The following is a 21,301-nucleotide window of genomic DNA, read 5'->3' on the forward strand; positions in this document are numbered from 1 at the left end:
ATGGCCAACATCTTCGCCTTCGACGGCATGATCCCGGTGATCCACGAGAGCGCGTGGATCCACCCGAATGCCACCGTGACGGGGCATGTCACGATCGGACGGGACGTGTACATCGGGCCGGGCGCCGCCATCCGCGGCGACTGGGGCGCCATCGAGATCCACGATGGTTGCAACGTGCAGGAGAACTGCACGATCCACATGTTCCCCGGCGTCACGGTGGTGCTCGAGGAGTCCGCGCACATCGGGCACGGGGCCATCGTGCATGGCGCGCGCGTCGGTCGCAATGCCCTCGTCGGCATGAACGCGGTCATCATGGACAATGCCGTGGTCGGCGCGGGCGCCGTCGTGGGCGCGCTCTGCTTTGTGCCGACCGGCATGGTCATCCCCGAACGCAAGGTCGCGGTGGGCAACCCGGCGAAAGTCGTGAAGGACGTGACCGACGAGATGCTCGAGTGGAAGACCGAAGGTACGAAGCTCTATCAACGGCTGCCGCAGGCGCTCCGCGAGACGCTCGTGCCCGTCGAGCCGCTCCGCGAGGTGCCCATCAACCGGCGTGTGCCTTCCGCGGGCCTTCGCCCGTGGAAGGCGACGCGCGAAGCCCCATGACGACCGTCGCCAGGACCGGACGGCTCGAGCTGCGGCAGTTCACGAGCGACGATGCGCCCTTCATCCTGGAGCTGCTCAACGACGACGCGTGGCTGCGGTTCATCGGCGATCGCGGCGTGCGCACGCTTGCCGATGCGGTGGCCTACCTGCGCGCAGGCCCGTGCGCCAGCTATACCGCGAACGGCTTTGGCCTCTACATGGCGGCCCGTCATGACGGGACGAGAGTCGGCATGTGCGGACTCGTCAGGCGCGACACCCTCGACCACCCCGACCTCGGGTATGCCTTCCTGCCGGCTCACCGGGCCCAGGGCTATGCCACCGAAGCCGGAGTGGCCGTCCTTGCACACGCCTGGCACGACATCGGGCTGGCTCGCGTGCAGGCCATCACCGATCCCGCCAACACGCGCTCGATCAACGTTCTGGAGCGTCTTGGCTTTACGTGGGAGCGCGACGCGGCGCTCACCGACGGCGCTGCGCCGGTCAGGATCTACGGTCGGGGACGGGACGACGTGGGGTCTGGTGTGCGACCACCCGCGGGGTGATCCCGCACCTCGGGTGCGTGCCGGACCGTCAACGCGGGCTCGATAGGCGGGCACGGGCCCGATGTGACAGAGCCAGTTCCCGATCCGCGTGGTGCGTCCGACGAATGCCCGACCTGCGAGGCGGCGCGTGCTCGGTGGCCCGCCGCGCGCGCATGAACGCGATCCGGTTCGTATCCGGACCACGATGATCCTGCCATGAAGGTCTGCCGCACGGAACTGCAGCCGCGCGCCCGGATCCCAAACTCTCCGCCGCTAGCGTGGCACGCTGGCCTTCGCGTCCGGTGTGCGGCGATCCGCGGCGCCGTACGCCGTCTTTGTCGAGGCGTCCCACACGATGGAGTGCGCGTCGCCCTGACGGCCCCCCACGCGCACGGACTGGCCCTTCGCCTTGAGTGCGGCGAGGCCGAGCGAATCCACGGCGCCAGGCTCGAGACTCGCGACGTCCGGGAACCACTGGTGGTGCAGGCGCGGAAGATCGACCGCGTCACGCGCCGAAAGGTTGAACGCCGTGACGCCGAGCACCACGCTCAGGACCGTGTTTGGGATGGTTCGGCCGCCGGGTGATCCAGTCACCAGGCGCAGCTGACCGTCCCGCGTGACGATCACCGGGGACATGGAGCTCAGCATCCGCTTTCCGGGCGCAATCAGGTTGGGCTTCGTGCCGATGTCGCCGGTCGTGTTGGTCTCGCCCGGCTTCTTGTTGAAGTCGCCCATCTCGTTGTTGAGGATGAAGCCGGCGCCCTGCACCACGACGCCGGACCCGTATCCGCCTTCGAGCGTGTAGGTATTGGAAACGGCATTGCCCTCGGCGTCCACCACGGAGAAATGCGTCGTCTCATCGGATTCCGCGACGGAGGACGAGACGATGCCGGCGCCCAGTTCCAGCGATGTGGTGGCGCGGGCGGTGTCGATTCGCGCGGCCAGCGTGCGGGCGTAGGCCTTTGACGTGAGTCGCGCAACGGGCACACGCACGAAGTCGGGGTCGCCCATCCACTGGGCACGATCGCGATAGGCGCGCCGTGCGGCTTCGATCCGCAGGTGGAGCAGCGCATGGTCATTGGCACTCGAGAACCGCTGCACGCCCAGCGCCTCCAGCATGTTCAGCGTCTCGATGACCACGGTTCCGCCCGAGCTTGGGGGCGCCATGCCGATGATCTCGTGGCCAAGGAACGTGCCTCGCACCGGCGCGCGCTCCACGGCGCGGTATGCCGCCAAATCGCGGCGCGTGATGATGCCGCCGTGTGCGCGCATCTGCCGCGCGATCGAGTCGGCGATCCAGCCGGTGTAGAACACGTCCGGCCCCAGTCGCGCGATGTCGCCGAGTGCCCGACCAAGGTCGCGCAGCTTGAGCGTGTCTCCTTCCTGCCAGGCACCGCCACCCGGTTTCCCGTAGGCGGCCGCGGACGACGGGTAGCGATTGAGCTGCCGTGTCAGCGCGCTGTTGAGGCTGGCGCTCAGGTCCCTGGAGAGTCGAAACCCGTTGGTGGCGAGATCCGCCGCCGGCTGCACGACATCGGCCCACGGCAGCTTGCCGAACTTGCGATGCGCCATGTACAGACCTCGCACCGTGCCTGGTACACCAGGTGCGAGCCAGCCGGTGGCGGTGAGCTGGCGGTTGATCTTTCCGTCCGCACCCAGGTACATGGTGCGCGTCGCACGGAGCGGCGCTTTCTCGCGGTAGTCAAAGCTCGTGGTCCGCCCATCGGCGAGTCGCACGATCATGAAGCCGCCACCGCCGATGTTGCCGGCACTCGGGTGCGTCACGGCGAGGGCGAATCCGGTGGCCACCGCCGCATCCACTGCATTGCCGCCCCTGGCAAGCACCGCCGCGCCCACGTCGGACGCGAGGTCGGATGTGGAGACCACCACCCCACGCGTTGATGCCGGATCGGCCGACTGCGCGCCGACCGCGCCCGCCGAGTGGACCAGCAGCGCGAGCAGTGCAGGCTTCAGGACGGACATGGTGGTTCTCCGCGGCGGGACGAGGCGCCGCACGCCCGATCTACAGGCGCACCGGCAACCAGTAGGACACCTTGAGCGACAGGAAATTATCGCCTGCGGCTCGTGTGGTTCGGAAGAGTTCTCGGAACCGCACCACGTCGCCCATGGCTTCGCTCGCCCGGCGGTTCTGCTGCCACACCAGGAAGAGCGTGCTTCCCGGGTTCCACTCCCAGCGCAGCACGACGTTGGACCGGAACGAACGCACGTGGAAGTCCGGGTTGGAGAGCGTGAAGGTCTCGGACCCGTCCCGGATCGTTCGCTCGCCGTCCTCGTCGATCGCGACCGACGTGCCGCTGCTGCCATACAAGCGCAGGTCGCGACTGCGGGGTGCTTCAAGTTCACCAAACTGCGAGTAGACGCCACTGGCGACGAACGGCTCGGCGTATCCCTCGAGCGTCATCGTCGGAGAGAACGCGTAGTTGAGCCTGAGGCGCGTGGAGATCGTGGTGCGGTCGATCCAGGCAAAGACGTAACGCGTACCAAACGTGCGATCGCCACCGGTGATCTGCGTGACGTATTGCCTTGCGTCCTCCTGCTTTTGCACGTTGGGCTCCACGCTCAGCTGCCAGCGCGGCTGTGGCCGGATCGAGATCTGGCCACCAAAGGTGGACCGACGGGCGCCAAACACGTCGCCGCCAAGTGACCCGCCAAGGCGCCAGAACGTGCGCGCGCCGAATTGCGAGCTGAGCCGCAGCTCCTGGCGCCAGCGTTGCCCCGTCGCCATGTAGGGGCCACCGCGCGTCAGGCCGTCGCTCAGCACCGGCAACTCCACCTCGGTGCTGGCGTTCAGGTTCCAGAAGTTCCGCAGCGTGAGCGAGGTGTTCGTTTCCCAGGAGTGGGCCTGCCTGATGCCCGCGTAGTTCCACCCACCACGGGTTTCCAGGCCGATGCGCCAGTTCTGGAACAGGCGCCCGGGCTCCGTATTGCGGAACTGGATGTCGGCGTTGTAGTCGATGTCGTCCGTCGAGGTGAGACGACCCAGGTCGTTCACTTCGTACCCCGGCGACTTGGTGCTGACCTGCGCGCCCCACAGGATGTGCCGTCCGGCATCCTTGTCTGCTCGCAGTGAGGCCGTGTACCCGGACATCGAGGTGCGGCTCGAGTCGTAGGAGACGTGGTCGGCATCCGGTCGCTGGAAGAAGCGCGCGCTGCTGCGCTGGAGCCGACCGATCGCACCCGTGTCACCGGCCACGTGGCTCGCGGCCACCATGCCGCTGATCGCGTAGCGGCCCTGCTGGAACCGGAGCCGCCAATCTGATCCCGCATAGTACGCCTCGCGCGTGAGCGCCGAGGACAGGCGGTCTTCGCCGCCAAAGTCGCGACGCACCGCCGTCACCGCGGCGCCGACCGTCGACGCCTGACTCCCAACTTCCTGTTGCAGGCGAAGCACTGCGTACGCCGTGCGGGGTTCCACCGCGTGCCGCTGCGTGACCGATGAGTCGACGAAATACGCGCGTCCTGTCTCGGCAGCCGTCACGGCGACCAGTCCGCCCACCGACAGGCGGGACGGAAGCCGGCCGGTGAGCTTTGCCGCGCCCAGGATGGTGCTGGCCCGCGGGACGTCGACGAAGTCGCCGCTGACGCCCACGTGCGGGGCCGCGCCGACGCGCCGCGAATAGAAGTACGCCGAGCCGCCTCCACCACCGCCACCACCACCACCACCACCACCGCCACCGCCACCACCACCGCTGCCGCGGAGCAGCTCGCTTCCCTCCGTGAAGAACGGTCGGCGCTCTTCAAAGAAGGTCTCGAAACCGCTCAGGTTCACCTCGGCGGGATCGGCCTCGACCTGCCCAAAGTCCGGATTGACCGTGGCGTCCAGCGTGAGACTCGAAACGGCGAACTTGGCGTCCAGACCGATACGGCCCGTGTAGGGCTGATTGAACGGGTTCCCGGACATCGCCGTCGAACGTCGCGTGGCGTCGCCCGCGACGTAGGGCACCAGCTCGACCGGTCGCGCACTCCGGATCCCTTCGATGCCCTCGAGCGTGCCGAAGCGCGAGATGAACCCTGTCTCGTTCTGTGGTACATGAACCCAGTAGGCGTCTTCGTTGCGATCAGGCATGCGGCGCTCGAGCTGCAAGCCCCATCGCTGGCGTGGCGCGACCGGAAAGCGGAGCTGCGAGAACGGAATCCGCATCTCGGCCGTCCACCCCTCGCTGGACATTTCCGCGTCCGCGCTCCAGACGGGATCGAATTGGGACTCGCGGCCCCAGTCACGCGCATCCATCGTGTGACGATAGTCCGATCGCACGCCGGCCGCGGAGATGATGAACGAAACTCCGGTGCGGCGATCCAGCTGTGGGTCAAGGACCACGGCGAGGTACTCGGCGTTCCCCATCCCGTCTCGCCGAGTGAAGGTGCGCGAGATGCGATCCGGCTCAGCGCGCTGGAGCCGCGCGCCGACGTACAGGGCCTCGTCGTCGTACAGCAGGTAGACGACGGTCTTCTCGGAGACGGGGCTCCCCTCGTTTGGCCGGAGTTGGGTGAACTCGTCGATCGGGCGTGCCTGCGCCCATGCGGCGTCGTCGAGCCGTCCGTCCACTTCCGGCGAAGCGCCGGAGATGCGGACGGCCTTGGCGACCTTTGACGAGGGCTGAGCCCGGGCCAGGTTGGGGGTCGCAAACGAGCAAGTGGCGGCGACCGCCGCGAGGGCGATCCGTCGTCGGGTTTCGTTCAAGTGGCTGGCTCGCGAGTTCAGAGCGGGATCAGGTTCCCGACCCTGAAATTACGCGCGGGCGGGTGCCAGCGTTCAAGGTAGTGGCTGATCGATCGGACAGGAGCGACCCCGAGGATGGGGGGCGCAGGAACGGCGGATGCCCACGGGGGTCGGACTTCGGCCAATCGACGCGGGACTGCTGCTCCGAAACGAGTTCGGCGCCCGTGAAGGCGTCGCGTGTGTCCGCGCGGCGCGATCAGCGAAAGATCCGACGTGTTGGGTACCCCGTGAGCTGCTCCCGCTCAGGTCGCCGGTGGGCGACCGGTGTGAAAGTGCGAATCGTTGGCCCGCTCCCAGTCCCAGTTGGCTTCCGGATGATGCCGTCGCCAGAGGTAGCGCCCCATGACGAGTGCGCCCAAGGCGTTTCCAACGAGGCCGTACACCCACGCCGCCGCGCCGAACAACTCACTGCGGGCCGCGAGCAGGATGACCAGCAGGAACACCACCTCGAGCACGATCGCCAGCCCGATGAACGCGGTCCAGCGCGACGGTCGCGCCTCCGACGCATTGTAGACATAGCTCGCGACAATGCCGATGGTGATCACACCGGCGAAGAGACTCACCAGATAGCCCGCCACATTGATGGCGAACCCCCGGGCGCCGAACGAACTGAACAGCCACGCGCCGACCAGGGCGGGCGTGATCCCGATGCGATCGGTCAGCGCATCCGCGGCCATTGTCCACGCCGCAATGACACAGGCACCGAGCGCTCCGGCGACCAGTCCCTCTTTCAGTGGATGCCGACTGACCATGGGGCCTCCTCCGCGTAGGGTCGTGCCCGCGACAGTCTCAACGCAACCCGGTCATCACCCATCGCGGACACGTCGTGCTTCTAGTTGGGATGATTCGTGAAAAAACGCAAGCGGACTGTTCCGGACTCGCCGGACGGCGCGCGTTTCGTTTGTTTACCATGCTGCACTGCGGCGGGCGTGGAGCACGCGCTCGCGTCGTCCCGGACATCGCCTTCGTCATGCGACTGAAGAACCACGCCATGGGCGAGTGGGTGCTCGGCACCGGCTCCGCCACGGATCTCTTTCACGCGGTTACTGGCGAAAAGATCGCCGAAGCCTCGTCGGCCGGTCTCGACTTCGGTGCCATGGCGCACCATGCGCGAACGGTGGGTGGTCCGGCGCTGCGTCGCATGACGTTTCACGAGCGTGCGCGCATGCTCAAGGCGATGGCGAAGTACCTCACGGAGCGGAAGGACGCGCTGTACGCGATCTCCGCCGCGACCGGAGCGACGAAGGCCGATTCGTGGATCGATATCGATGGCGGGATCTCCACGCTGTTTGTCTACGCGAGCAAGGGCCGGCGCGAGTTCCCCGACGAGTCGTTTCACGTCGACGGACCGATGGAGAACCTTTCGAAGACGGGCACGTTCGTCGGTCGCCACGTCTGCGTGCCGCTGGAGGGCGTCGCGGTCCACATCAACGCGTTCAACTTCCCCTGCTGGGGCATGTTGGAGAAGCTTGCGCCTTCGCTGCTCGCCGGCGTGCCGGCGATCGTGAAGCCCGCGACGCTCACGTCGTTCCTGACCGAAGCGATGTTCCGCCTGATGGTGGAGTCGCAGATCTTCCCGGCCGGATCCATTCAGCTGATCTGCGGCAGTGCCGGCGACCTGCTCGATCACCTCACGCTGCAGGACGTGGTGGCGTTCACCGGTTCCGCGGCGACCGGGCGCGCGCTCAAGGCGCATCCCGCCATCGTGACCAACGCGGTCCGCTTCAACATGGAAGCCGACTCGCTCAACTGCGCCATCCTCGGTCCGGACGCGTCGCCGGGCACCGAGGAGTTCGACCTCTTCATCAAGGAGGTCACGCGCGAGATGACCTCCAAGGCGGGGCAGAAATGCACGGCGATCCGCCGGACGATCGTGCCCGACGTGATGATGCCCGACGTTCTGCGTGCGCTCGCGGCGCGGCTCGGCGACGTGAAGGTCGGCAATCCTGCGGTCGACGGTGTGAAGATGGGCCCCCTCGCCGGACGGCAGCAGGTGGGCGAGGTGCAGCGATCGCTCGACGTGATCCGGGGTGGCGCCGAGATCGCTTTTGGCGGGCGCGATGACTTCGACGTGATCGGGGCCGATCGTGCGATGGGCGCCTTCTTCCCGATCACATTGCTCGCGAGCAACGCCCCGCACGACCGTCGGCAGCCGCACGAGGTCGAGGCCTTCGGGCCGGTGAACACGGTCATGCCCTACACAAAAGTTGCCGATGCGGTCGCGCTGGCACGTCTTGGCAGCGGGTCGCTCGTCGGCTCCGTGTTCACTGCGGACGACACGGTTGCGCGCGACGTCGTCTTTGGCGTGGCGCCCTACCACGGGCGGGTGTATGTGCTCAACCGACACAGCGCAAAGGAAGCGACCGGGCACGGTTCGCCCTTGCCGCACCTGGTCCATGGTGGCCCGGGACGCGCAGGGGGCGGTGAGGAAATGGGCGGCGCGCGCGGAGTGATGCACTACCTGCAACGCACGGCCGTGCAGGCGTCCCCCACGACGCTCACGCGCATCACGAACGACTGGACGAGCGGCGCCGCGCAGCGTGAGGACCGCGTGCATCCCTTCCGGAAGCACTTCGAGGAGCTGGAGATCGGCGAAGCGCTGGTCACGCATCGGCGCACCGTCACCGAGGCGGACATCGTGAACTTCGCGTGCCTCTCCGGCGATCACTTCTACGCGCACATGGATGACGTGGCGGCCAAGGCGTCCATCTTTGGACGCCGCGTGGCCCACGGATACTTCGTGCTCGCGGCCGCTGCCGGGCTGTTCGTGCATCCGGCGCCGGGCCCCGTGCTCGCCAACTACGGCATGGAGAACCTGCGGTTCACCAAGCCGGTGTACGCGGGCGACACACTGCAGGTCACGCTCACCTGCAAGACCAAGACGAGGAAGGAGACTCCGCCCGACGGGCCGCCGCAGGGCGTGGTGGCGTGGGACGTCGCGGTGCGGAACCAGGACGGCGAACTCGTCGCCACCTACGTGATCCTCACCCTCGTTCGGTGCCAGGATCCGACCTGAGCCCTCCGCGCCCCCGTTTCCCTCATTACTTCAGGGCTCCTGTATGCCGCGTCTTGCCTCGCGCTTCGACACGCTCCCCGTCTATCCGCTGGCGCATATCCCGGGTCGCAAGCGGGAACTGCTGCAGCGCGGCGTCGACGTGATCGATCTGGGCGCCGGCGACGCCGACCTCGATCCACCGGCCCGGGCGATCGAGGCCCTGCAGCGCGCCGCAGCGACGCCGTCGATGAGCCGGTATGGATTCGGCCTCGGCTTCGTTCCTTACCGCGAAGCCATCGCCGGCTGGATGCACACTCGCTTTGGTCAGTCGTTTGACCCGCTCACCGAGGTGGTGCCGCTCATCGGATCAAAGGAGGGGCTGGCGCACGTCGCCTTTGCGTTCCTCGGACCCGGCGACATCGCGGTGATTCCCGAGCCGGCGTACCAGGCGTACCTCGGGGGCACGCTCCTGTCCGACGCCACGCCGCACGTCTATCCGCTGCGGCCGCGCACGAACTTCCTGCTCGAGCTCGAAGAGCTGCCCGCCAACGTGCGCTCGCGCACCCGCGTGGTGTACCTCAACTACCCGAACAACCCAACCACCGCGATCGCGCCCCGTGACTACCTGGAGCGCGTCGTCGCGTTCTGCCGGCAGCACGACATCCTGCTGGTCTACGACAACGCCTATTCGGAGCTGGCCTTTGACGGCTACGTGCCTCCGTCGATCTTCGAGATCGAAGGCGCGCGCGACGTCGCCATCGAGTTCCACTCCCTGTCCAAGACCTACAACATGACGGGGTGGCGATCGGGCTGGGCGGTGGGTAGCCCGGCAGTCTGCAGCGCGCTCGCTCGTGTGAAGACGTTCGTGGACACGGGCACCTACATGGGGATCCAGGCAGCCGGCGTGGCAGCCATCGAGAGCTGGAGCACGTTCGTGCCGGGCAACGTCGCAACGTTCCGTGAACGCCGTGATGCCGCGGTCTCGGCGTTTCGTGCGGCCGGGTTCGACGCGACCGCGCCCCGCGCCACGATGTACCTGTGGATCCCGCTGCCCGACGGCATCGCCAGCAAGACCTTCGCGGACCGGTTGATGGATGACGAGGGCGTGATCGTCATGCCGGGTTCGGGCTTTGGCGCGGGAGGCGAAGGGTTCTTCCGCATCTCGTTCATCGTGCCCCCCGACCGCCTGTGTGAGGCGGCAATCCGTGCGGGTCGACTGCTGACCGCGATGCGTGGGTAGATACCAGCGGGTGCTGCGGCGACCTCGTCGCCGCCGGATGATCAGTACCCGGCGCACTGTTCCGCTGGGCCGCGTGACGGATTCCGGTTTCTCGGAGACTCCACGGAGAACGTTCCCGGCCTACCGGTCTTCGAGGGCGAAACGAACGTCGCCAGGCTGAACATCGCTCTCCCGACTGTCCCGGACCTCACGTCGACTGGCGGCGCGAGGCCGAGCGACGACACCTTTTCCTGCGAACCATTCGGAGCCCGCATGCGCATTGATCCTCGGCAACGCAGCAGTGACCTCGAAGACCGTCGTGGCGGCGGTGGTGGTGGCGGCTTCGGTGGAGGTGGCGGAGGCTTCGGTCGTGGTCGCCTCGGCCTCGGCGGCCTGGTCATCCTTCTCGTGCTCAGCGTCGTCTTCAAGCGCGACTTTCTTTCGCTGGCCGGCGGTGGCGACGGTGCCGCGGTCGAGGCTCCGGCCGGCGAAGCGCCGGTACAGGATCCCAGCGAGGAGCCTGCCGTGCTGCGTTTGTCCGCGGTGCTCGACAGCACGCAGAACTTCTGGGCGCGCACGCTGCCGTCCATGGGCACGCCCTACCAGCGCGCGCGACTGGTGCTCTTCCGCGACGCCACGCAGACGGCGTGTGGCTATGGTCAGGCGGCCACGGGGCCGTTCTACTGCCCCGGAGACCAGCGCGTGTACCTCGACCTGGCCTTCCTCGATGAGCTTGCGAACCGGTTTGGCGCGCCGGGTGACTTTGCACAGGCCTACGTGCTGGCGCACGAGATCGGGCACCACGTGCAGAACCTGCTCGGCACGAGCGACGAGGTGCATCGTGCGCAGCAGGGCGGGGACCAGGAGCGCGCCAACCAGCTCAGCGTGCGCCTCGAGCTGCAGGCCGACTGCTATGCCGGGGTGTGGGGGAACACGGCGGCGCGGCAGCAGCTCCTCGACCCCGGCGACGTGGAGGAGGGACTTGGAGCGGCGGCGGCGGTCGGCGACGATCGTCTGCAGCGACAGGCCACCGGGCGCGTGAACCCGGAATCATGGACCCACGGGTCGTCTGAACAGCGCATGCAGTGGTTCCAGCGCGGGTTCAGGGATGGCCGTCCCGAGGCGTGTGACACTTTCAGTCGTTAGGGCCACTCGGCTCGCGCTGGCGCTCGGGCTCCTCGGCGCCGGCCCGGCAGGCGCGCAGGAGCGACCGCGCGCGCGAGACCTGGGGATTGCCCCCGGCATCTTTGCCCCGGGCACGCACAATGCCATCACGGACGTGGCGGGTGTGCGCGTCGGCCACGTGACCGTCGTCGAAGGCGATTCGGTGCGCACCGGTGTGACGGCGATCCTGCCGCACGCCGGCAACCCGTACGTTGACCGGGTGCCGGCCGCGCTTCACGTGGGCAATGGATTCGGCAAGCTCCTGGGCGCCACGCAACTCCGGGAACTCGGCGAGATCGAGACGCCGATCCTGCTCACGTGTACGCTCTGCGTATGGAAGGCGGCGGACGCGATGGTGGAGTGGATGCTCGCGCGGCCCGGCGTGGAGGGCGTCGGATCCATCAACCCCGTCGTGGGTGAGACCAACGACGGCGGCCTCAACGCGATTCGATCACGCCCGATCCGCGCGGAGCATGTCCGCGTGGCGCTGGAGCAGGCCGCCTCGGGCCCAGTGGCCGAGGGAGCGGTTGGCGCCGGCGCCGGCACCATCGCGTTTGGTTGGAAGGGGGGCATCGGCACGTCGTCGCGCGTGTTGCCGGCCACCCTGGGTGGGCACACCGTCGGGGTACTCGTGCAATCGAACTTCGGTGGTGTGCTGCAGGTGATGGGTGCGCCCGTCGGCAAGGAGTTGGGGCGGTACTCCTTTCGCGGAGAGGTGGATCGCGAGCGCGGCGACGGATCGATCATGATCGTGGTCGCGACCGACGCACCGCTGTCGGACCGCAACCTCGCGCGGCTGGCCGCACGCGCCATCATGGGCCTCGCGCGCACCGGCTCGGCGGCGTCAAACGGGAGTGGTGACTACGTCCTGGCCTTCTCCACGGCTGCGTCGGTGCGGCGACTCCCCGGGGCGGCGAGCAGTCCATCGGCAACCCAGCGCTCCACCACCGAGCTGACCAACGATGCCATGTCGGCGCTGTTCCAGGGCGTCGTCGAAGCCACCGAGGAAGCCATCTACAACTCCATGCTCAGGGCGACGACGGTCACCAGCCGTGGCCGAACCGTTGAGGCGCTCCCCATCGATCGCCTGCGCGAGATTCTCAGGAAATACAATGTGGGGGCCCGGTGACGCGGATCCGGTGGTCCGTTGTCGCGCTGTTCGCCGTCGCGGTGACCGCTTCATGCGCCCGGCGCGCGTCGCTCCGCGATCCCGATGCGCGGGCCTACACCGCCGTGGCGCCTGACTCATTCGAGGTGACGATGGTGACTACCCGGGGCATCATGATCGTCCGGCTGCGCCGCCCCTGGTCGCCGCTGGGCGTGGACCGGTTTCATGCGCTCGTCCGGCAGCGGTTCTTTGACGACGTGGCCTTTCATCGCACGATCAGGAACTTTGTGGCGCAGTTCGGCATCCCTGGCGACACCGCCGTCACGCGGGCCTGGCGTGGTCGCGGGCTCGACGACGAGCCGGTCCGGGCGCCGAACCGCAAGGGCACGCTCTCCTATGCGCGTGGCGGACCGCGGTCGCGCGGCACGCAGCTCTTCTTCAACACCGTCGACAACACCCCGCGCCTCGATACCCTCGCCACGATTGGATTTCCGCCGATCGGCGAGGTCGTGGGTGGCCTCGCTGTCCTCGACTCGCTGAACTGGGAGTACAGCGGAACCCGAGGCGGGCAGACATTCCCCGGCCCATCCCAGGACTCGATCGGCCGACAGGGCAACGCGTATCTCCGGCGCGTGTTCCCGCGTCTGGACTACATCGTGACGGCTCGCGTCACCAGAACCTGGTGACCTGGGGAACAGGCCGAAGTCGACGCTGGAACAACCCGGGCCAGGCGTGGTAACCTTTCGACGATCCCGTCCCCCTCGAGGAGGACCCATGCGGCTGATTCACGTACTCGGCATGCTTATCGCTTCGGCAGGCACCGCGGAGGCCCAGGGGGTCTCGTTGTGGCTGGGGGCGGGACGACCGAACGGCGACTCCACCTCGATCACTCTGAGGAACTCGGAAGTCTACGTTGGGCTGCAGGTTGGGCTACCCGTGGTCCCCGTGGCCGTGCGTGTGGAGGGGATGACGTCGTTGAGCGACTTTGGCTCGGCGCCGCGGTCGTTCATCGCCAATGCCGTCCTGCCGCTGCGACTGCCGGGGGTGCAGCCTTACGTGATCGGCGGCTACGGAGCCTATTCGTACGGGGAACCGCTCGAAGTTCGTGGGGTTAACTACGGAGCGGGCGTTCGATTCGGGCTCAGCCGCACCGGGGTGTTCGGTGAAGTTCGACGGCACCAACGGCTGGACCGAAACGTGGTGACGGTTGGTATCACGCTCTGACGCCGGAACCCCCTTCTCGGCGCAGAGATGAGATGAGCGCATGTTCGCTGCCGGCGAGCATGCGCTCATTTGCGTGAGCACGTGGCGAGATAACCTTGCGGGCCAGCGCTCCGGGTCGCATTACGGCGGATCCACGGACCCGAGCCCGAGACACGCATGCGAACCAGCCGACCCGTCCTGTTGATCGTCGCCACACTGGCGCCGGTGCTCCTGGGCGCCCAGTCCCTGACTGATCGGTATCGTGCGACGGCGGATCGCATCATTGCGGCGGCCACCGCCGACAGCGCCGCCTGGAACCGGATCGCCGAACTGACGGAGCGATTCGGAGCCCGGTTCAGCGGGAGCCCCTCGCTGGAGCGGGCCATCGACTGGACCCTCGCAGAGATGCAGCACGACGGACTCGACGGCGTACGCGGCGAGCCTGTGCTCGTGCCGCGCTGGGTGCGCGGGACGGAATCGGCGGAACTGGTGTTGCCGCGCCGGCAGTCGCTGCCGATGCTTGGGCTTGGCGGTTCGATCGCCACGCCGCCACAAGGCATTACGGCCGAGGTGATGGTGGTCGCTTCGTATGACGAGCTGAAGGCCCGTGCCGCCGAAGCGAAAGGCCGCATCGTGCTCTTCAACGTGCCGTTCACCAACTATGGGCAGACGGTGGCGTACCGCACGGGCGGGGCGGTCGAAGCTGCGCGCGCCGGCGCGGTGGCGTCGCTCGTCCGGTCCGTGACGCCCAACTCGCAGCGCACGCCGCACACGGGTTCGATGCGCTACGATCCCGCGGTCCGTCGCATTCCCCATGCGGCCATCACTACGGAAGACGCCGACATGATCGCGCGGATGGTGGCCAGGGGCGAGCGCGTCCGTGTCAGACTTTCCATGTCGGCGCGCGTGCTGCCCGACGCCCCGTCGCGCAACGTGATCGGGGAGCTGCGAGGCAGCGAACGGCCCGAGGAAGTCGTGGTGATGGGGGGCCACATCGATTCGTGGGACGTGGGGCGCGGTGCGATGGACGACGCCGGCGGTGTGGTGGCGGCGTGGGAAGCCCTTCGCGTGCTCAAGGCGCTCGGACTGCGTCCGCGGCGCACGATTCGCGTGGTCGGCTGGACCAACGAGGAAAATGGCGGTCGCGGTGGCCAGGCGTATCGCGACGCGCATCGTGGGGAGGCAAAGCAGCACGTGCTGGCGATCGAGTCCGACGGTGGCGTGTTTCGTCCGCTCGGGTTCGGCTTTACGGGCCCGGACTCGGCGCTGACCCTGATTCGACAGGTGGGTGCGCTCCTGGCCGGGATCGGCGCGGGCGAGATTCAGACGGGCGGCGGTGGGGCGGACATCGCGCCAATCATGGAGCTTGGCGTGCCGGGCATGGGGCTCAATGTTGATGGCACCAGGTACTTCTGGTACCACCACACCGATGGCGATACGGTGGACAAGCTCGACCCGCGCGAGGTGGCGCTGTGCGTCGCAACCCTCGCCGTCATGGCGTACGTGGTGGCGGATATGCCGGAGCGTTTGCCGACGGGCGTGAGGTAAGATGACGTGGGGGCGGGCGCGGGTGGCGCGCTCCCTTGTGTCGAACACAGGCAAACGCCAAGCTTTTCGCCGTAGCCCGTCAGGGCCTGTGCGCCCCGGTCCGGGTTCCTGTCCGAATCGCGAGGAACGTGCATGCCCAAGCAGGATGCGATCGAACTCGAGGGGCGGGTGACGGAAGTGCTGCCTAACGCGACATTCCGCGTGATGATCGACGGCGGCCACGACATCCTCGCGACCCTCGGCGGCAAGCTCCGACAGCACCGCATCCGCATCCTCGCCGGCGACGTCGTGAAGCTCGAGGTTTCCCCCTACGACCTGACGCGCGGGCGCATCACGTTCCGCTACACCAAACCGCCGTCCTGACGCGAGCCCGATCTCCCGCTGCCACCTCAGGAGGGAGCATCACCATCTGCTGTGCCGCGCCGGCGTCCGGACGCGAGCCCGGTCTCCCGCAAACACCTCACCCGCGGGGGCATCACCCTCCGCCGTGCCTCGACGGCGTCCGGATGCGAGCCGGGTCTCCCGCTACCACCTCAGGCGGGAGCATCACCATCCGCTGTGCCGCGCCGGCGTCCGGACGCGAACTCGGTCTCCCGCAAACACCTCACGCGCAAGCGACGCACGTTGTGCCTGCGCAGCACGCGGCCCTGGCTGATGCACACGTTTTTCGGTGAGGAGACGACAGGGCCGGTCAGCTGCTCGTCGCTCGCATCACGAGCACGCCGTTCAGTACGAGCAGGACGGAGAACAGGGCGGCGAGGCCAAAGGCGCGCATCGCGGCGCCCGCGTTGGACCGATCGAACCGCGTGATCCGCAGCTGGACGTCGCCGGGGCTGACGGAATCCGGCGTAAGTCGCACCGTGTGCGTACCCGGCACGTCAACGCGAATCGTGAACAGGAGGTCGAGTGCCGCGCGGTTCTCGCGATCGCGGGCGCGCCGGCTTTCCGGGCGCGCAACCCGAGCGTCGGCATGCAGCGCGTCGTGGGTCACGCGCACCGCCCAGGTGGAGGACGCCTTCATCGCGTCCTGCGAGCCAGCGGCGAAGACCCAATACTCGCCCGCTTCGGGGAAGCGCACCTGCTGAGTACTCCGGGCCGCCAACGTGGCCAGCACGGCGTTGGCGTTTCGCGACGCGACGTCACCGACGGCGCGCGCTCCAAAGAACCCGACGATCAGGCACGCCGGAACCGTGACAACGAGCAGGTGGCGAGGCGTGAGCGCCACCTCAGCGAGCCGGCGGCGCTGGAATGGGGATTGGTGACTGCCCCCGTGCCGCGAGCCGACGATTGAGCGCCGGAAGGTCGGTCTGTACGATCGTATCGATGACGCGCTGCTGCGCGGCCAGCGCGCGACTCAACGCGTCGAGCGTACGGCGGGTCTCGGCGTCGGGCAGTCCGTCGCCGATGTTGACCGTCCGCTGCAGCGCGGCGAGTCGGTCCATGAGGGCGCTTCCCCCCGATCGCGAAAGCGAGTCCTCGACCGTGCGGATGGCCCTGGTCAGGCGTTGAGCCTCCGCCGCGATGGCTCGGCTTCGGCTGTTTGGTGCGGGACTCGCGTCGATTGCCGCGCCGAGTGCGTGCGCGTGCGCGAGCAGGTGGATCCCCTGACGCACCTCGTCGCGCAGTTGCATGGCGAGGTCGAACCGCGCGCGCAGGTCCGCATCGCTGACGTCGGCTCGGCGCGGATCCCGCACCACGGCCAGGCGCTGCGTCTTCGTTTCTCCACCGGCCGCGATGCGAATCTGGTATTCCCCAGGAGGCGCGAGGGGCCCCGGGACCATGGCGTCCCGGACGTTCGTGTCGCGCGCCTCTGCGCTCGCGGAATAGCGCAGGTCCCAGACGAAGCGATTGTGCCCGGCGCGCCGCGTCGGCCGGCCATGCCCGATCGGTGGCACCTGAGCGTTACCCGCGAGCACCGGCGCTGGCGGAATGGCCGTGTCGGCGGCGGTCGAGACAACGCGCCTGATGAGCGTTCCGGCGGCGTCACGAACCTCGATCGCGACGCTGTCGACCACTCGCGAGAGGTGGTAGTCGACGACGGCATCGGTGAGCCGGCGCGTGGCCGGAGGAGGCTCGAAGATGTGCAGCGGCGGCTTGAGCGCTTCGGCGTCGAGTTGGCGGAGCACGGTGATATCGTCCACGATCCAGATCGACCGTCCATGCGTACCCACCACGAGATCGTTGTCGGCAATCTGCAGATCGGACACACGGACATCGGGGAGGTTGAGGGTCAGCGGCTGCCACCGCGCTCCATCATCGAAAGACATGTACACGCCGTGTTCCGTGCCCGCAAAGAGCAGCCCCGCGCGAACCGGATCTTCGCGCACCACGTGCACGAACGCATCGCTTCGGAATCCATCGGAGATGTTCGTCCAGGTGGCACCAAAGTCCGACGTCCTCCACACGTGCGCGCTGCGGTCGCCGAGTTCGTCACGACGCGCGACGATGATGGCCTTTTCCGGCGCGTGCGGCGACGCTTCGATGCGCGAGATCCGTGAGAGTGCGGGGAGATCCTTTGGGGTGACGTTCGTCCAGGTCGCGCCGCCGTCACGAGTCAGGTGAACGAGCCCATCATCGGAACCGGTCCAGACGATCCCGCGCTCGCGCGGCGAGGGAGAGATCGTCGAGATCGTTCCAAACGATTCGGCCGCGTTCCCCGCTCCCAATGCCAGGCCGCTGGGCGCTGGACGCGTGGAATCGGCGTGCAGCGTGAGGTCGGAAGACACGGACTGCCAGGACTGCCCTCCGTCGGTCGAGCGCCAGACGCGCTGCGACCCCGCATAGACGATGTTGGGCTCGAGCGGGGCGAAGCGCACCGGGAAGTCTCGGCGCCACCGCTCCGGTGTCGCCGACGCTCGCGTATCGGATTGCGCACCCGGTCGCTCCTCGCGCGTCGTCATGGTGCGGCGATCAAGTCGCTGGATCACACCATCCGCGCCACCGGCAATGATGATGTTGGGGTCGGTCGGGTGGGCCTCCACCGCTCCACTGGTGCCGCCTCGCACGTCGAGTACCCAGTCGCCAAACGCGCCCTCGCGTGTGTCGAACCCGGTCGTTGCGCGCGGCGTGCCGGGCTGGCACACGGTCGTACCGCCCAGCCGCGCGCCGCACACCTGGTATGCGATGTCGTGTGTCGCGCTGACGTGGTCTGCCTCAGCGATCGGCAGGCGGGATGCGGTGAAGGAGCGACCACCATCCTCGGTGAGCGCGGTGCCGCGGTCGCCGGCCAAGGCAAGGCGCGCGGAGTTCTTTGGATCGATCCAGAGGTCGCGAACGCCGCCCCGCTGGCCGGCGCCAACAGCCGTGAATGTGCGGCCACCGTCGTCGGACCGACGCAGCTCCATGCCCAGCACATAGACACGTTCACGCTCCTGGGGATCGGCCTCGACGCGCCCGCTCTCGATCGCGCGCGGATCCAGAGCCGACTCGCTGCTCGTGCGTCGCCACGTGGCCCCACCGTCGTCCGAAGCGAAGACGCCACCCGAGTCCGCGTCGACGATCGCATACACGCGATTGCCATCCACCGGCGAGACCGAAATGCCGATACGGCCGATGACACCGCGCGGGAATCCGGGATTACGCGTGAGTTCCGTCCAGGAGTCGCCGGCATCCACCGACTTGAAGAGTCCGGAACCACCCCCGCGCGAGGCCTGTGACCACGGCCGCCGCGCCGCCTGCCACATGGCGGCATACACCACGCCCGGCTTCCCGGCATCGATCGCAATGTCCACTGCACCCACCGAGTCGCCGCGGTAGAGCACCTTGTCCCAGGTGCGGCCGGCGTCGAGCGTCCGATACACTCCGCGTGCCGGATGTCGTTCCCACGGCCGACCAAATGCCGCGACCCACGCCATCGCGCCGTTCTTCGGATGCACGCGAATGCGGGCGATGGACTGCGTTTCCGTGAGACCCTGGTGTACCCACGTGCGGCCGCCATCAATCGACCGATAGATCCCATCGCCCAGCTGCAGGTCACCGGCCAGACCGGCCTCACCCATCCCGATGTAGATCGTATCCGGATGCGACGGCGCCACCGCGATCGCGCCCACGGCTGCGCTACGCAACTGCCCATCGGTCAGCGGTCGCCACGTCGTACCGCCGTCCACGGACTTCCACACGCCGCCGCCGAGTGCGCCCATCACGTATTCTCGCGGGCGCTGCGCGCTCCCGGACACTGCCATGGAGCGCCCTCCGCCGTTCGGCCCGATGTTCCGATAGGCGAGAGCAGCAAACGCGGAGGGCGGCGGCAGCGGCAGCGGAGTCGCCCGCTGCGGTTGAGTCGCGCCGGCCGGCGGTCGCGGCGGTGTGGCCTGGCCAGCGCCCTGCGAAGGCGGCACGGCACCCAGCAAACCGAGGAGCAGACCGCGGGTCCATCCGCGAAGCGCGATCATGACAGGACGTCGTTGAAGAGGCTGGAGCGAGCGTCGGGAACGTTACGAATCGACACGCGCGCCCGGAATGCCGATTTTCGCGCTGGCCCCGAGGCGGCCACCCGCCCATCTTGCGCTCCCCCTCGCGCCAACCTGCGGTCCATGTCGATCGTCGACGATCTCGAGCGCCAGCTCTCCACCACCTACGCCCTCCGCACGCCGTCCTCGCGCGCCCTCCATGAGCGTGCGCAGCGGGTCATGCCCGGCGGGGATACGCGCACGGGGACGTTCTACCCGCCGCACCCGACGTTCATGGACAGGGGCGAGGGACCGGAACTCGTCGACGTGGATGGCAATCGCTACGTGGACTTCCTCGGCAACTACACCTCGCTGATCCACGGACACGCTGAGCCGCGCATCGCGGCTGCCATCGCCGAACAGGCGAGGGTGGGAACCGCACTCGGGTATCCGAGCGAGCAGCAGGTCGCGCTCGCCGAAGCCATCACGGAACGCGTGCCATCCGTCGAGCGCCTGCGGTTCTGCAACAGCGGCACGGAGGCCGTAATGCAGGCGATCCGGTGCGCGCGCGCGAGCACCGGACGGCGGATGATCGTGAAGGTCGAGGGGAGCTACCATGGTGCGTACGATGTCGCGCAGGTCAGCGTGGCTCCGGGGATTCACGCGCCGCCGTACCCTACGGGTGTTCCCGAAGGGCCTGGCGTGTCCACCGGAATCCTGGCCGAGGTGCTCGTGGTGCCGTTCAACGACCTCGCGATGCTGGAGTGGATTCTCGGTCGCTACGCACGGGATATCGCCGCGGTGCTCGTTGAGCCCGTCGTGACGATGGCGGGGCTCATCGTCCCTGACGCCGGCTACCTCGAGGGTGTGGTCGAGGCCGCGCATGCCGTGGGCGCGCTCGTCATCTTCGACGAGATCGTCACGTTCCGGCTTTCCATCGGAGGGGTGCAGGGCATTCTTGATCTGGCACCGGATCTCACGACGCTGGGCAAGGTGATCGGTGGTGGGTTGTCTGTGGGGGCCTTTGGCGGACGCGCTGAGGTGATGGCGCTGTTCGATCCGCGGGTCGCGGGCACCATCTCGCATAGCGGCACATTCAACGGGAACAACGCGTCCATGGCGGCCGGCCTTGCGGCGCTCGCGAACTACGGGCCCGACGAGGTTGTCCGTCTGGACCAACTGGGCGCGCGCATGCGGCGCGGGCTGCAACGCGAGATCGACGATCGGGGCGTCCTCGCGCACGTGCAGGGCGTCGGCTCGCTTGCACACATCCACTACTGCGCAGGTCCGGTTCGCTCGTATCGCGATGCATTGCGAACGCCGCGCGCCGCCGTGCGGCTCACGCACCTCGGGCTGCTGGTGCGCGGCTACCTGGTCGCGCCGCGCAACCTGCTTGCGGTGAATACGGCCATGACCGCCGCCGAGGTCGACGGCCTCTGCGCGGCGTTTGGTGAGGTGCTGGACGTGGGTCGCGACGTCTTTCCTCGCGTGGGAGTGGGCGTCGAGATGGCGACACCGTAGCGGTCGAGCGGTCAGGAGTACCCGGTTCAAGCGTGCCTGGCGTCTTCGGAGCGCTGAGGTTCTGAAGCTGACACCGCACTCGGCGTTCGCAGTCTGGGAGGGTTCGCGCTGCGCTCCCGACCGCACGGCGGAGCATGCATTCGCGCTCGGTCCCCGCTATTCACCAGTCGGCCCGCGAGAGATGCGGACGCTCGCTGCCCGACCAGCTTTCTTGAGCACATCTTTCCCGAAGCCAGGCGCGTTCTCCAGGAACCCACGGTGCGCCCGAGTCGACCACCGCCCGACGA

Annotated in this window: 16 protein-coding genes; 11 read left to right on the plus strand and 5 right to left on the minus strand. The window is 68.1% G+C overall.

Features of this window, described 5'->3' with window-relative positions; all coding sequences use genetic code 11:
• Positions 1-606 carry a gamma carbonic anhydrase family protein gene (locus tag IT361_07980; protein MCC6317614.1) on the plus strand — a complete coding sequence of 202 codons (606 nt, stop codon included), beginning with the start codon at positions 1-3 and terminating at the stop codon, positions 604-606.
• On the plus strand, positions 603-1,148 hold the full coding sequence (locus tag IT361_07985; GenBank protein MCC6317615.1) for a GNAT family N-acetyltransferase: 546 nt from the start codon (positions 603-605) through the stop codon (positions 1,146-1,148). The genes IT361_07980 and IT361_07985 overlap by 4 nt, the downstream gene beginning before the upstream one ends.
• A 252-nt stretch (positions 1,149-1,400) precedes the next feature.
• On the opposite strand, the gene ggt is transcribed toward IT361_07985, so the two are convergent.
• From ggt to IT361_08000, 3 genes are all read right to left on the minus strand, one after another.
• Entirely contained in the window at positions 1,401-3,110 is a 1,710-nt protein-coding gene (ggt, locus tag IT361_07990) for a gamma-glutamyltransferase (GenBank protein ID MCC6317616.1), read from the minus strand.
• A gap of 40 nt (positions 3,111-3,150) precedes the next feature.
• Positions 3,151-5,829 carry a carbohydrate binding family 9 domain-containing protein gene (locus IT361_07995; GenBank protein ID MCC6317617.1) on the minus strand — a complete coding sequence of 893 codons (2,679 nt, stop codon included), beginning with the start codon at positions 5,827-5,829 and terminating at the stop codon, positions 3,151-3,153.
• Positions 5,830-6,110: 281 nt separating this feature from the next.
• Positions 6,111-6,620 carry a hypothetical protein gene (locus IT361_08000; protein ID MCC6317618.1) on the minus strand — a complete coding sequence of 170 codons (510 nt, stop codon included), beginning with the start codon at positions 6,618-6,620 and terminating at the stop codon, positions 6,111-6,113.
• Between the two features lie 218 nt (positions 6,621-6,838).
• On the opposite strand from IT361_08000, the gene paaZ reads away from it, so the two are divergent.
• From paaZ to infA, 8 genes are all read left to right on the plus strand, one after another.
• Positions 6,839-8,884, plus strand: coding sequence for a phenylacetic acid degradation bifunctional protein PaaZ (gene paaZ, locus IT361_08005; protein MCC6317619.1), 2,046 nt, complete (start codon positions 6,839-6,841; stop codon positions 8,882-8,884).
• A 43-nt stretch (positions 8,885-8,927) separates the two neighbouring features.
• Complete coding sequence (locus IT361_08010) at positions 8,928-10,103, plus strand: aminotransferase class I/II-fold pyridoxal phosphate-dependent enzyme (GenBank protein ID MCC6317620.1); 1,176 nt, start codon at positions 8,928-8,930, stop codon at positions 10,101-10,103.
• Positions 10,104-10,355: 252 nt separating this feature from the next.
• Positions 10,356-11,228, plus strand: coding sequence for a zinc metallopeptidase (locus IT361_08015; GenBank protein ID MCC6317621.1), 873 nt, complete (start codon positions 10,356-10,358; stop codon positions 11,226-11,228).
• Entirely contained in the window at positions 11,191-12,375 is a 1,185-nt protein-coding gene (locus IT361_08020; GenBank protein ID MCC6317622.1) for a P1 family peptidase, read from the plus strand. The genes IT361_08015 and IT361_08020 overlap by 38 nt, the downstream gene beginning before the upstream one ends.
• Positions 12,372-13,040 carry a peptidylprolyl isomerase gene (locus IT361_08025; GenBank protein MCC6317623.1) on the plus strand — a complete coding sequence of 223 codons (669 nt, stop codon included), beginning with the start codon at positions 12,372-12,374 and terminating at the stop codon, positions 13,038-13,040. Before IT361_08020 ends, IT361_08025 begins: the two co-directional genes overlap by 4 nt.
• A gap of 88 nt (positions 13,041-13,128) precedes the next feature.
• On the plus strand, positions 13,129-13,578 hold the full coding sequence (locus IT361_08030) for a hypothetical protein (protein MCC6317624.1): 450 nt from the start codon (positions 13,129-13,131) through the stop codon (positions 13,576-13,578).
• A gap of 156 nt (positions 13,579-13,734) precedes the next feature.
• Complete coding sequence (locus tag IT361_08035) at positions 13,735-15,105, plus strand: M20/M25/M40 family metallo-hydrolase (GenBank protein MCC6317625.1); 1,371 nt, start codon at positions 13,735-13,737, stop codon at positions 15,103-15,105.
• 132 nt (positions 15,106-15,237) lie between these two features.
• The gene (gene infA / locus IT361_08040) at positions 15,238-15,468 is read left to right on the plus strand and encodes a translation initiation factor IF-1 (protein ID MCC6317626.1); all 231 of its coding nucleotides are present in this window, start codon (positions 15,238-15,240) and stop codon (positions 15,466-15,468) included.
• Between the two features lie 328 nt (positions 15,469-15,796).
• Here infA and IT361_08045 read toward each other — a convergent pair whose 3' ends face one another.
• Entirely contained in the window at positions 15,797-16,330 is a 534-nt protein-coding gene (locus tag IT361_08045; protein MCC6317627.1) for a hypothetical protein, read from the minus strand.
• Between the two features lies 1 nt (position 16,331).
• Positions 16,332-19,496, minus strand: coding sequence for a glycosyl hydrolase (locus IT361_08050; GenBank protein ID MCC6317628.1), 3,165 nt, complete (start codon positions 19,494-19,496; stop codon positions 16,332-16,334).
• A 141-nt stretch (positions 19,497-19,637) separates the two neighbouring features.
• Between IT361_08050 and IT361_08055 the strand changes: the two genes are divergently transcribed.
• On the plus strand, positions 19,638-21,014 hold the full coding sequence (locus IT361_08055) for an aspartate aminotransferase family protein (GenBank protein MCC6317629.1): 1,377 nt from the start codon (positions 19,638-19,640) through the stop codon (positions 21,012-21,014).
• Positions 21,015-21,301 lie beyond the last annotated feature (287 nt).

The organism is Gemmatimonadaceae bacterium (assembly GCA_020846935.1).
In the GTDB taxonomy this organism is placed as follows: Bacteria; Gemmatimonadota; Gemmatimonadetes; order Gemmatimonadales; family Gemmatimonadaceae; genus RBC101.

Excerpts from the sequence above, each read along its gene's own strand:
- IT361_08010 (MCC6317620.1), top strand. The coding sequence starts at position 8,928 with ATGCCGCGTCTTGCCTCGCGCTTCGACACGCTCCCCGTCTATCCGCTG.
- IT361_08020 (MCC6317622.1), top strand. The coding sequence starts at position 11,191 with ATGGCCGTCCCGAGGCGTGTGACACTTTCAGTCGTTAGGGCCACTCGG.
- IT361_07985 (MCC6317615.1), top strand. The coding sequence starts at position 603 with ATGACGACCGTCGCCAGGACCGGACGGCTCGAGCTGCGGCAGTTCACG.
- IT361_08055 (MCC6317629.1), top strand. The coding sequence starts at position 19,638 with ATGTCGATCGTCGACGATCTCGAGCGCCAGCTCTCCACCACCTACGCC.
- IT361_08035 (MCC6317625.1), top strand. The coding sequence starts at position 13,735 with ATGCGAACCAGCCGACCCGTCCTGTTGATCGTCGCCACACTGGCGCCG.
- paaZ (MCC6317619.1), top strand. The coding sequence starts at position 6,839 with ATGCGACTGAAGAACCACGCCATGGGCGAGTGGGTGCTCGGCACCGGC.
- IT361_08000 (MCC6317618.1), bottom strand. The coding sequence starts at position 6,620 with ATGGTCAGTCGGCATCCACTGAAAGAGGGACTGGTCGCCGGAGCGCTC.
- ggt (MCC6317616.1), bottom strand. The coding sequence starts at position 3,110 with ATGTCCGTCCTGAAGCCTGCACTGCTCGCGCTGCTGGTCCACTCGGCG.
- infA (MCC6317626.1), top strand. The coding sequence starts at position 15,238 with ATGCCCAAGCAGGATGCGATCGAACTCGAGGGGCGGGTGACGGAAGTG.
- IT361_08030 (MCC6317624.1), top strand. The coding sequence starts at position 13,129 with ATGCGGCTGATTCACGTACTCGGCATGCTTATCGCTTCGGCAGGCACC.
- IT361_08050 (MCC6317628.1), bottom strand. The coding sequence starts at position 19,496 with ATGATCGCGCTTCGCGGATGGACCCGCGGTCTGCTCCTCGGTTTGCTG.
- IT361_07980 (MCC6317614.1), top strand. The coding sequence starts at position 1 with ATGGCCAACATCTTCGCCTTCGACGGCATGATCCCGGTGATCCACGAG.
- IT361_08015 (MCC6317621.1), top strand. The coding sequence starts at position 10,356 with ATGCGCATTGATCCTCGGCAACGCAGCAGTGACCTCGAAGACCGTCGT.